An 11,273-nucleotide genomic window follows, 5' to 3' on the forward strand; every position below is an offset into this window, starting at 1 on the left:
CCCCGAACCGAGGGCGGTCGCCGGGGAGATCGCTGCCAACGACGCGGCCGCGCTCCGCGAACTCAAGGGCCTGCTCGCCGCGGACGCCGACCGCGAGGAAACCGACCGTCGCGAAGCCGACGCGTTCGCGCGTCTCCTCGCCGACGACCCGTTCGAGGAGTAACGTCTCACACTTCACCCCCGTATGCTGGCCCGCTCGACCTCCCCTCAGGGCGCTGGCGGCACCGCACGCTTGTGCTGGCTGGCCTCGAAGAGCCCGCGAACGGTCGCCACGACGTCCTCGGACACGCCGAGGTGGCGGGCCGTCGCGGCCGCCGACATCGCGCCGTCGACGTGGAGCGCGAGCACGGCGTCGATGGTGTCGTAGTCCACGCCGAGTTCCTCCTCGTCGGTCTGGTCGGCCCACAGCTCCGCCGTCGGCGTCTTCGTCACGAGGTCCTCCGGGACGTCGAAGTCGCGGGCGAGCTGTCGCACCTGCATCTTGTAGAGGTTCCCGATGGGGTGGCAGTCCACCGCGCCGTCCCCGTACTTCGTGAAGTAGCCGGCGAGCGCTTCCGTGCGGTTCCCGGTCCCGAGCACCAGCCCGTTCTCGTGGTTCGCCACGAGGTAGTTCAGGACCGCTCGCGTCCGCGCTCGCACGTTCCCGACCGCGACGTGGTCGCCTTCCGCGTCCGGGTAGAGGTCGGTCAGGAGGTCGACCACGGGGTCGATTTCGACGACGTCGTACTCGATGTCCAGCAGGTCGGCGACGCGCTCGGCGTCGCTCATGTTCTGCTCGCTGGACACCTCTCCGGGCATCACGAGGCCGTGGACGGCGTCCGCCCCCAGCTCGTCAACCGCGAGATGCGCGACCGTCGTCGAGTCGATGCCGCCGGACAGCCCGAGCACGGCGCGGTCGGCGCCCGCCCCCTCCATCAGCTCCGCGATGAACGACTGGATGTGGTCGCGGCGCGCGGCGAGTTCCGCCTCGGAGAACCGCAAGTCGAGTGGCTCCACGGTGGTTGGCCCTGTCATCGATTCACACTTCGGAATCACCCGACTAAAACCCACTCGCCGCCCGCGGATTCGTGGACGAACGTCCACTCGCCGAAACGCTACGTTCAAGTGGTGCGCTCGGATAGTAACGCCTGCAGTCGACGTGTTCGCGCCGATGGTCCAGTGGTAGGACTCGAGCTTCCCAAGCTCGCGGCCCGGGTTCAATTCCCGGTCGGCGCACTTCGCAGTCTCACTTCGTTCGACAGCTCGTGCGCCGACCGTTGTCTCGTTCGCTGCGCTCACGAGACTCCCGGTCGGCGCATTTTTCGGACGCCTTCGGCCTCGATTGGTTGCTACGCTGCGTGACCGTTCTCGAGAGCGAGGGGCGGCTCACACGCCCTCGAAGTCCGGCTCGAAGGAGAGATAGCCCGACGGGCCGCGCTCCGCGACGCGGTAGAGGGGGTCGACGCTCCCGTCCCGGTGGCGGTGGGCCCAGCGGATCGCCCGCTGTTCGAGTCGGTCGACGACGTCGGGATGCTCGTCGCTCACGTCGGTCTGTTCCCACGGGTCCACCGCCATGTCGTATAGCTGGTAGTCGGGGAGGACGCCGCTCCACATGCCTGGATGGAGCGTGCGAATCAGCTTCCAGCGGTCCGTTCGCACCGCTCGCTGGGCGGTGTAGAGTCCGTGGTCGAAGACGATCTCGTCGCGCCAGTCGGCGTCGGCCGACTCGATGACCGGGCGAAGCGACCGTCCCTGCCAGGTCTCCGGCGGTGGCTGACCGAGGTAGTCCGCGATCGTCGGTGCGAAGTCGACGTTCGTGATCAGGTGGTCCCGAACTCCCGGGTCGACGGGCGCGTCGCCGGGCGGTTTCACGACCATCGGGACGCGCTGGGTGCCGTCGTGAGTCGACCAGTGCTCGCGGTACAGTCCGTGCTCGCCGAACTCCTCCCCGTGGTCGCCCGAGAGGACGATGAGGGACTCCTCGTACTGGCCCGTCTCCCGGAGGTAGTCGAGGAGCCGACCGACGTGGCGGTCAGCGTAGCGGATCTCGGCGTCGTAGGCGGCAATCAGTTCGGCGAGGTCGTCGCGTGACTCGATACCCGTGTGCGACGCCGACCGCACTGCGTCCCAGGTTCGGTGGCGTTCCAGTTGCTCCGCGGTCGGGTACGGCGGGAGCGCTCCGTCTCGAAACCGGTCGATCTCCTCGTCCGAACGGTTGTACGGCGCGTGCGGGTCCCAGAACTGCGCGTACAGGAAGTAGTCTCCGGCGTCCGTTCGCTCGAGCGCGTCGATGGACTCGTCGACGACTGCTTCGGCGCGCGGCGTCTGGAACGACACGTGCCCCCACTCGGTCGTCATGTCCTCGTCGGGTTCCTGGGGCTGGATGAACTCGTTCCAGACGTGATAGAACCACGGCGCGGGGTGCCGCGGGAACGACGAGACGCCGATCGTCCGAATGCGGTTCTGGAAGAACAGTTCCGGCAGCGTCCACCAGGGTCGGTCGGGCTGATTCTCGGTCCACGACCCCGCCCAGTCCGTCCGATTCGCCGGCCGGTTCATCTGCTGGGACTGCTGGCCGTGGGTCTCGACGCCGTTCGCGATTCCGTACCGACCGGACGTCAGCGCCGCCCGCGACGGCATGCACGGCGAGTTCGCGACGTATCCGCGCTCGAACGCGACGCCGTCGTCGATCAGCGCGTCGATGTTTGGTGTCGTGTTCCGGTCGTAGCCGTACCCACTGACGTGGTCCGCGCGCAGAGAGTCGATGTCGACGAAGACAACGTTCATGTGCTGTGTGAACATCTAACGCATACCGCAAGTAAGTACGGATGCGGTTCCTGCTCTCGGAGCCGACCCGTACAGCCACTGCTGTGTCGCTGTTCGTCGCACTCCAGGCATCCAGAACCCTCAAGCACACTCCAGACTGACACTCGGTCGTGTCGACGCTGGACCCTTCGGCCGCCCGGGAATACGTCCGCGAGGAGCGGACTGACGTCGTGGCGGCGTGGCGGCTTGTGCGGACGCCGTCGCCGACTCCTGGGATCGCGATTGGACGGACGACGCCAGCGACGTCGCCGACCGGCTAGAAGCCTGCCTGTCGGAGAACGGCGTGCTCGGGGTGCTGCCCGGCGTCCTCGCGGATGCCGCGGATGCGGCGGGCGGCGAGCTACAGGCAGCCCCGGTCGCCGCGCCGCCGTACGTCGTGGTGACGAGTCGCGGCCCGGTGCTCCGGGCAACGCTAGACGGCGGCCGTCTGGTCGTGCGGTTCGACGTCGTCCGCGTGACCGACGACGGCCGCTACGAGCGAGCCGCAGACGAGTCCTCGGTAGTCGTCGACGTCCGGTAGTCCGGCGTAGTGGTCGCCCAGCTACTCGGCGATGTCGTCGCTGCCGAGTTCGGGACGTTTCTTGCGGACCGTCGTCCAGTACGGGTAGCGGCTCGGACGGGTAGCGTTCGAGCCTGCGAGGGGATTCAGGTGGAAGTCACGGAACCGTCAGCGAACAACCGGGTACGTCTCCCGCTGGACCCACTCCCGGAGGCGGTCGTGGCTCGCGTCGTCGTACCGGAGTGGGCGTCGCCACCACGGCCCCTTCCCCGAGTCCGCGGACCACTCCGTGACCGCCCGGTTGGCCTCGACGCCGCGCGCACCGCTGAGCGGGACGGCCGCGTCGTAGCGCCGCGAGTCGTCCGTGCCGGCGAGCATGACGGCGGCGTCGAACGGGTCGCGTTTCAGGTGCGCGTTCCCCGCGAACGCGGCCTGCTCGCGCTCCGGGAGCGCCCGGAACTCCTCGCCCGTCACCGGGTCGCGAGCGAGCGTGAACTCCCCGATGAGGTACGCGCCCCACTCCTCGGCCATCCAGCCCGCAGGGTCGTCGGGCGCCTCCAGCGTGGCGTAGAAGTAGACGCGGTCGCCCGCCTCGAGGTCAAGCAGCGGGCGGGCTTTCACGCCGTGCGGGTCGCCGTACGTGTACGCCTCACAGCAGGGGTAGTCCGCGAACGACGGGTCGAGGTGGACGGGCGTCTCGCGGACGTCCTCGGGGAGGTCCAGCGACAACGCCAGGTCCGCGTACCTCGGCACCTGCTCGGTGGTCGGCTCGGACTCCGGAATCGGAACGTAGACGAACGACCCGTCTGCTCGGAGCGGGCCGCGGAAGCCCGGCTGGTTCGTGTTCGCCGCGACGTTGACCGCGACCGCCCGCGTCACGGCTGAAGCATGCTCGTGCAGTCCCAGCAGAACCGGTAGTCGGCGTCGTTCTGCGCGCCACACGACGGACACAGCTGGACGTCGGGGTCGTCACTCCCCTCCCGCTGGGCCAGGTCAGCGGGCGGCGCGGCTTCGCTCCGTCCCGTCGAGTCGGGCGTTCCGAGGTTGCCGTCCTGGAGCCGTCGCCAGACGGCGAACTGGAGTGCGGCGACCAGCAGGACTGCGAGCACGAACAACCCCCATTCCATGTGTACCAGTAGCACGGCGAGCCTATTCAGCCTTGGCCCCGCTTCGGGTGTCTGTCCGCTCGAGACGCCGCCAGCCGCCCGGGTGCGCTGGGCGTCGACGATCGTCACGCGTCCGGCGGGGAGCGGTCGCGCTGGAACTCGTCGAACGCATCGAGGTCCTCGGGCAGGTCGTGGTCGAGACGGCGCTCGTCCTGCCGGTTCTCGTTGGCGCTCTCCAGCGGTGCGGCGACCGACTCCCAGCCGGGTTTGACCTTGATGCTCTTCGCGGGCATCCCGACGGCGACGTGGTGGTCGGGGACGTCGCCCTGGACGACCGACCGAGAGCCGACGACGGCATTTTCGCCGACGCGGACGCCCGCTCGAACGAGCGCGCCCTGCGTGACGCGGGCGTCGTCCTCGATGATCGTGTGGTAGTTGTCCACATCGGTCTGGTCGACGATGTCGTGGTCGTGCGTGTAGACGTGGACGGCGTCGCTGACGCTCGCGCGGTCGCCGATCGTGAGCTTCCCGCGGTCGTCGAGGTGGACGTCGTCGTGCACGACGACGTTGTCCCCGATCTCGATGTTGTGGCCGTACGTCATCGAGATGCCCTTGAACAGGCGGACGTCCTCCCCGACGTCCGCGAACAGGTGGTCGGCGAGCATCCGCCGGAACCGCAGCGCGAACTCCACGTTGTCCGCCAGCGGCGTGTTGTCGAACTGCCGCCACAGCCACTGCAGGGGCTTCGAGCGCGCGAACGCCTCCTCGTCCTTCTCGGCGTAGTACTCGGATTCCAGGGTCGCGTTCCGCGGGTCGTAGTTCGCGAACCGCGCGGCTTCCACCGGCGAGACGGCGTCGTCGTCGCGCCAGCGCTCGTAGGCCTCGCGGTCCCCGTGCAGGTCCACGAGCGTCTCCGTGACCTCGTCTGCGAGCTCCGCGGGCCCGCCGGCGGCCGCGAGTCGGTCGTCCACGGCAGAGACGAACCCGCGGAGCGTCGCCTCCGCGTCGTCCGGGAGGGCGACGTGTCGCTTTGTCATACCCCTACGTCTGCCGTCGGCACTGATATCGGTTTCCGTCCCGACGGGAACCTCCGGTTCACCGCCCGGCCGCTTGGCCGGCGACGAACGCGAGCACCAGCACGACCCCACCGAACAACACTGCTGGCAGGAGGGACATCGTTTCGGCCGCGCCGAACAGCAACCACGTGAGGGCGACGCCCGCGAGCAGGCTGAGCACGACGAACACGCTCCTGAGGAGGGTGTGGATGGCAGCGAGTCGCTGGGCGACTTCGTCGTCCATGTGTCGTCGGTCGCCGGTCGGCGGCTTCAAGCTTGCTTTGCGTGCCGCTGGAACCGCACCCGCTAAGTGCCAGTCCCCCCAAGTGGCTGGCATGCAACACCGCGAACTCGGGAACTCCGGGATCGAGGTCAGTGAAGTCGGCTTCGGCGCGTGGGTCGTCGGTACCGACTGGTGGGGTGACCGCGACGAGGACGACGCAATCGAGATGGTGGAGTACGCGCTCGACCAGGGCGTCACGTACTTCGACACGGGCGACGTCTACGGCCACGGCCGCAGCGAGGAACTGCTCGGCGAGGTGCTCGCCGAACACGGCGACGAGATGACCGTCGCCACGAAGGTCGGCTACGACTTCTACAACAACCCGCAGGCGGGCCACGGCGAACTCCCGAAGGAGATGAACGTCGCGTACCTCCGGGACGCCGTCGAGGGGAGCCTCGACCGCCTGGGCACCGACCACGTGGACTACCTCCAGTTACACAACCCGAACGTGGACGAACTCACGCCGGACGTCCTCGAACTCCTCGACGAACTCCGCGAGGACGGCACGGCGGACGCCATCGGCGTCGCGCTCGGCCCCTCGATCGGGTGGCTCGCCGAGGGCGAGGCGGCCATCGAGGAGGCGTTCGACGGCGTCCAGTACGTCGGCAACGTACTCGAGCAGGACGTCCACAACCACTTCGTGGACTACGTCCGCGAGCGGGACGCCGACACGTCCCTGATTCCGCGCGTCCCGCACTCCTCGGGCCTCCTGAACGAACAGGTGACCCCGGAGACGGAACTCGGCGAGGGCGACCACCGCGGCTTCCGCCCGGACGAGTGGTACGAGACCGGCTGGGAGAAGATCGAGGAACTGCGATTCTTAGAACGCGACGGGGACCGGACGATGGGACAGGCCGCCATCCAGTGGCTGCTCAGCTTCGACGAGGTCGCGAGCGTCACGCCGACGTTCCGCTCGAAGGCGGACATCGACGAGTGGGCGGCCGCGCCCGACACGCCCGCGCTCAGTGGCGAGGAGAAAAAACGGGTCGCAGACCTCTACGCCGACAACTTCGGCGTGGACCGCTTCGACGGCATGAGCCACGAGGACTACCGCACGAGCGTGGACGGCGAGGACCTGCAGGACGCGGGGCTCATCGGTTCCGCTGACTGACCGACGACTCACGATTCGCCTCTCCGGTTTCCTCACTGTTCGCCAGCCGAGCGACGGTGACCGTGTAGACGCCGCCGAGGAACGACTCGCGGTCGCTGACCTCGAGGGTCGTCTCGGCGAGCAGCGCCCCGAGCTGTTTCGTGACGTCCGAGAACAGGAACCGCGTGACCGGGTTGAGCGCGCGCCGGAGCAGCGACGGCGACTCGCCCTCCGGGACGAACTTGTCGTAGATGGAGGCGCGGCCGTCCGGCGCGAGCACGCGGTCGGCTTCGGTGGCGACCTGCTCGGCGCCCGGAACCACTGAGAGGACGAGGTGCAGGAGGACTGCGTCGAAGGTGTCGTCTCCGAACGGCAGGTCGCGAGCGTCGCCGACGCGAGCGTCCACGTCTACGCCGAGTGTTTCAGCGCGGGCTTCGGTCCGGCGAATCATCGCGGGCGAGAGGTCCACGGCAGTCACCGAAACGCCCTCGGGCAGGTAGTCGAGGTCGCTGCCCGGGCCACAGCCGAGAATCAGCACGCGGTCGCCGCGCTCGAGGTCCAGGCGCTCGATTGCGCGCTGGCGACCGCGCGCCAGCGGTTTCGCCACCCAGTCGTACACCGGCGCGTAGAGGCTGTACCGCGTGCGGTTCCACCAGTCTGAGACGGTCATTGGATCGTTTAACGGACTGGACCGTCTTCGTCCCAACGCCCCGCACGTCGGGCCCATTGAAAAGGGACAACGTCTCCACCCGCGTCCCAGCGACGCCTGCACGTTCGCCGCGTCAGTCACTTCACTTCCGAACGAGGGCCGTGAGAGAACCATTCCGGTGACCCTCCTCGAAGAACCGAGGTTCGAGCGCCCTGGTACTCGAACACGAGCATACCCGAGCGCAGCGAGGGTTTCACCGCGCGAACGAAGTGAGTGAGGCCTTTTGCTGTGACTTTTTGCGGGGCGGGTTCGCGGAGCGAACCCCCGAGCAAAAATTTACGCCAGGAAGACGTGGCGCGGGCGGTCCGCGAGCACGTCGCGGCCCCAGTCGACGGTGTCGCTGAAGTCCTCAGAGCGGAAGAACGCCATGGCGTCCTCCTGAGAGCGCCACTGGCTGGCGATGAACATGTCGTTGTCGTCCTCGACGTTCACCATCAGGTCCGTCTCGAAGTGGCCGTCCATGTCCGCGAGGACGTCGGCGACGGTGTCGAACTTCTCGACGAAGTCGTCGGTGTGTTCGGGCTTGGTCTCGTAGAACATGCCCATCGTGCCGAACCCGGACTCCTCGCCGGCTCGCTCCACGACGTCGGGGAGGTCGGAGAGGAAGCCCGCCGCGGTGTCGGCGGCGCTGGCGGTGTCCCAGATGGAGACGACGGCGCGGCGGTCGGTCTGGCGGCCGTCGTAGACTGCGGTCTTGACGTGCGTGTCGTAGTGGTCGAAGTTCGCGCGGAGACCGTCGACCTCCTCGAAGAGGTCGTCGACGTCGGCTTCGGAGTACAGCACGGTCGCGTACACGTCCTCTCCGTGGGGCTGGCCCGCGTAGATGTCGAGGTCCTCGAGTTCACCCCGGATGTCCTCGTCGTCGCCGTCGTCGCCGCTGTGGTCGTGGCCTGCACCGCCGTGTGCGTGACCTTCGCCGTGACCCTCGCCACCGTGGTGGGCGCCCTCGGCGTGTTCGTCGCCGTGCGCGTGGCTGGCTTCACCGTGGGCGTGCTCCTCCTCGCCGTGCGAGTGTCCCTCGCCGTCCGGCGTGGGGACCTCCTCCCCGGCCATGTAGGCCGAGAGGTCCTCGGCGGGGAACCGGCGGCCGACGAAGAACTCGCCGAACTCGCCGTACCGCGAGGACGCGGGGTCGAAGCGCATCTCGTAGACGATGTCCTTGATGTCCGTGAGGTCGTCCGCGAACAGCGTGACGCCCCACTCCCAGTCGTCGAGGCCGACGCTGGAGGCGATGACCTGGCTGATCTTGCCGGCGTACTGCTTGCCGATTTCGCCGTGCCCCGCCATCAGTTCTGCACGCTCCTCCATCGAGAGGTCGTACCAGTTGTACTCGGGGTCGCGGCGCTTGCTCATCGGGTAGAACGAGACGTACGTGTCTTCGGGAATCTCCGGAGTCAGTTTCCCCTCCATGTAACGCTTGAGGCCCTCGTCGACGCTCTCCGGGTCCTCGAAGTACTCGGGGCTGGTGTAGCCCGAGATCTCGGTGACCGAGACGTACGAGTGGGACTGCTCGGCGTACTCGGCGAACGCCGTTCCCTCGAAGCGGCGCTCGAGTCGCTCCACCTCGTCCAGGGTCTCCCGGAAGTGGACGACGAGCAGGTCGGCCTTGTGGCCGGTGATGGCGAAGACGGCGGAGTCGCCCTCCTCGGCGTCGGCGACGACCTCTCGGTGTTTCAGGAAGTGTTCGGCTTCTTCGAGTGCGGCCTCGCGGTCGCGCTCCGGGGCCTCCCGCCACGCGTCCCAGTCGACGGTTCGGAAGTCGTGGAGTGCGAACCAGCCCTCCTCGGTCTGCGGCGCGTCTACCATGTAGGCGTGTTTGCATTCGCCGTAGAAGGGTTTTCCCAAACGCGCCAGCGACAACCCAAATGTAGTATCCGTCCGTCGTTCGGCCGGTGCCTCGGACGGGGCAGCGTCCTCGGGCACTTGCTCCGGGAATCCTGGACGTACTGGCCGGTCAACCCGCTCCCGCGGCTCTCCTGAGATAACCGCGACCGAAACGCTTTCCCGCTGAACAGCGGAACGTCCGCCCGAATGCGCAAGAGCGGTCCGCCGAAGGGACTCGTCTCATATCTCGTGCTGGAGCTGCTGGACGAGAAGCCGCGCTACGGCTACGAGATCCTCAAGGAGATCAAGGACATCAGTGGCGGGCACTGGGAGCCCTCCTACGGCTCTGTCTACCCGATTCTGTACAAGTTCGAGGAGGAGGGGTTCGCCCAGCGCATCGAGCGCGAGGACGAACCCGACCGCAAGTACTTCGAAATCACCGAGGACGGCCACGAGAAACTCGCGGAGAAGCGCAGCGAGGTCGGCGAGACCGGGGACGACTTCACCGACGTCATCCTCGGATTCTACCACGTGTTCGCGGCGCTCGCGACCGACGAGCGCTTCGAGGTCACGAACCCCGAGCGCGGCGAGGGCTGGCGGTTCGACGAGGAGTTCTCCGCGTGGATCACCGAGCAGGTCATCCGTCACCACGAGTACTACTTCGACGAGTTCGAGCGCGTCGAGGACACGCCCGAGGAGTTCGCCGACCGCATGGGTCTCGACGACGAGTAGCGGTCGGGACGCCGGACGCGAGACAGTCCGCGCCGGCCGTTCGCGTCCCGCGGCCTAGTTCAGTAACTGCGGCCCGAAGAACATCAACACGAGACTGGCGAGCATCAGCAGCCCGATGCTCGTGGTGATGGCCTGCGTGACCGAGCGGCGGTCACCGACCGGGAGCCGCGACGTCACGGCTTCCGCGACCGTCCGGAGGAGGTGGCCGCCGTCCAGCGGGAACGCGGGGATGCAGTTGAAGAACGCGAGGTTGAGGTTGATCCACCCCGTCCACAGGAGGAGGTTCGCGAACACGAACGTCACCCCGGCCGGGAGCGCGCCCAGCGCGCCCTCCACGACGTAGAAGTTCGTGTTCACGCCCGCGAACCCGGGGAAGTTGAACGCCAGCGTGGGGTCCAGCAGGCTCAACAGCGGGAGGAACAGCGCCGCGAAGATGCCCTGTAGGAAGCCAGCCACGCCGCCCTCGCCGCCGCCGAGCATCACCGAGATGGCCGCCGAGCCGCTGACGTCCCCGGAGACGAGCGCGTGGAAGGAGTCCGCGGGGTACAGCTGGGCGCCGAACCCGGAGACTGCGAGGCCGCTGACGCCGGGTGCGATGACCACGCCCAGGTAGCTCGACCCGTCGCTTTGCTCGCCGAGTTCCACCTCGTAGGTCTCGCGGTCACCGTCGACGTACGCGGCGACTTCGACGGACTCACCGGGTGGGAGTCCGTCCAGAACCGCCTGTATGTCTGCCCGCGAGGTCACCCGCTCGCCGGCCAACGACGTGACGATGGCGTCCGTCTCGGCGGGCATGCCGTCGTTCGCCGCGGGACCGTCCGGGACGACTGTGACGAACGCGCCCGCCGGAGCGGTGACCGTCGTCCCGTTCGCCGTTTCGAACGTCGCCACCGTGCGGTTCTGGACGGCCTCGTCCAGGCCGGCTTCCGTGTAGACGTCGGTGCCGTTGACTGACGCGAGGACGCTGCCAGTCTCGATAGCAGCAAGCGGAGAGTCGGCGGCAACCCCGGTCGTCAGAAGGTGCCGGTCGACGTCTACCTGGTCGCCGTCGGCGCGCGTGACAGTCACGCGGCGGTCGGCGCTGTCCCGGAGCGCGGCCTCGAACTCGGTGTTGTTCGCGACCGCTTCGCCGTCGACGGCTGTGAGCCGGTCGCCGCGTGATGTCCCGCC

Annotated in this window: 12 protein-coding genes and 1 tRNA gene; 4 read left to right on the top strand and 9 right to left on the bottom strand. The window is 68.1% G+C overall.

The annotated features are described in order from the left end of the window. Window positions 1-207: 207 nt before the first annotated feature. Window positions 208-1,014: an NAD+ synthase gene (locus GRX66_RS11810; RefSeq protein WP_159526744.1), complete on the bottom strand. Its 807-nt coding sequence runs from the start codon at window positions 1,012-1,014 to the stop codon at window positions 208-210. 130 nt (window positions 1,015-1,144) lie between these two features. Here GRX66_RS11810 and GRX66_RS11815 point away from each other — a divergent pair. Continuing rightward, window positions 1,145-1,215: transfer RNA gene (locus GRX66_RS11815), tRNA-Gly, on the top strand. Between the two features lie 150 nt (window positions 1,216-1,365). On the opposite strand, the gene GRX66_RS11820 is transcribed toward GRX66_RS11815, so the two are convergent. Then, complete coding sequence (locus GRX66_RS11820; protein WP_159526745.1) at window positions 1,366-2,766, bottom strand: sulfatase family protein; 1,401 nt, start codon at window positions 2,764-2,766, stop codon at window positions 1,366-1,368. Between the two features lie 217 nt (window positions 2,767-2,983). Between GRX66_RS11820 and GRX66_RS11825 the strand changes: the two genes are divergently transcribed. Beyond that, a complete protein-coding gene (locus tag GRX66_RS11825) occupies window positions 2,984-3,325 on the top strand; it encodes a hypothetical protein (RefSeq protein ID WP_233745488.1) in 342 nt (113 codons plus the stop codon). Between the two features lie 147 nt (window positions 3,326-3,472). Here GRX66_RS11825 and GRX66_RS11830 read toward each other — a convergent pair whose 3' ends face one another. The 4 genes from GRX66_RS11830 to GRX66_RS11845 all read right to left on the bottom strand — a co-directional run bounded on the left by GRX66_RS11830 (window position 3,473) and on the right by GRX66_RS11845 (window position 5,709). Further along, window positions 3,473-4,183, bottom strand: coding sequence for an Nmad3 family putative nucleotide modification protein (locus tag GRX66_RS11830; protein ID WP_325064082.1), 711 nt, complete (start codon window positions 4,181-4,183; stop codon window positions 3,473-3,475). Next, window positions 4,180-4,431, bottom strand: a complete 252-nt coding sequence (locus tag GRX66_RS11835) for a DUF7577 domain-containing protein (RefSeq protein ID WP_159526746.1) — start codon at window positions 4,429-4,431, stop codon at window positions 4,180-4,182. The genes GRX66_RS11830 and GRX66_RS11835 overlap by 4 nt, the downstream gene beginning before the upstream one ends. A gap of 104 nt (window positions 4,432-4,535) precedes the next feature. Further along, entirely contained in the window at window positions 4,536-5,447 is a 912-nt protein-coding gene (locus GRX66_RS11840) for an acyltransferase (RefSeq protein WP_159526747.1), read from the bottom strand. Between the two features lie 58 nt (window positions 5,448-5,505). After that, a complete protein-coding gene (locus GRX66_RS11845; RefSeq protein WP_159526748.1) occupies window positions 5,506-5,709 on the bottom strand; it encodes a hypothetical protein in 204 nt (67 codons plus the stop codon). Between the two features lie 91 nt (window positions 5,710-5,800). Between GRX66_RS11845 and GRX66_RS11850 the strand changes: the two genes are divergently transcribed. After that, window positions 5,801-6,859, top strand: coding sequence for an aldo/keto reductase (locus GRX66_RS11850; protein WP_159526749.1), 1,059 nt, complete (start codon window positions 5,801-5,803; stop codon window positions 6,857-6,859). Here GRX66_RS11850 and GRX66_RS11855 read toward each other — a convergent pair. Together GRX66_RS11855 and GRX66_RS11860 are read right to left on the bottom strand one after the other, a co-directional pair. Continuing rightward, entirely contained in the window at window positions 6,840-7,508 is a 669-nt protein-coding gene (locus GRX66_RS11855) for a class I SAM-dependent methyltransferase (protein ID WP_201293006.1), read from the bottom strand. The genes GRX66_RS11850 and GRX66_RS11855 overlap by 20 nt on opposite strands. A gap of 315 nt (window positions 7,509-7,823) precedes the next feature. Next, window positions 7,824-9,353 (bottom strand): heme-binding protein, encoded by a 1,530-nt coding sequence (locus tag GRX66_RS11860; protein ID WP_159526751.1) that lies wholly within the window; start codon window positions 9,351-9,353, stop codon window positions 7,824-7,826. A gap of 225 nt (window positions 9,354-9,578) precedes the next feature. On the opposite strand from GRX66_RS11860, the gene GRX66_RS11865 reads away from it, so the two are divergent. Then, the gene (locus GRX66_RS11865; RefSeq protein WP_159526752.1) at window positions 9,579-10,103 is read left to right on the top strand and encodes a PadR family transcriptional regulator; all 525 of its coding nucleotides are present in this window, start codon (window positions 9,579-9,581) and stop codon (window positions 10,101-10,103) included. Window positions 10,104-10,157: 54 nt separating this feature from the next. Here the strand turns inward: GRX66_RS11865 and GRX66_RS11870 are convergent. Continuing rightward, window positions 10,158-11,273 (bottom strand): site-2 protease family protein (locus tag GRX66_RS11870; protein ID WP_159526753.1); only part of this gene is annotated, 1,116 nt, incomplete at its 5' end.

This window comes from Halobacterium bonnevillei (assembly GCF_009831555.1).
Lineage (GTDB): Archaea > Halobacteriota > Halobacteria > Halobacteriales > Halobacteriaceae > Halobacterium > Halobacterium bonnevillei.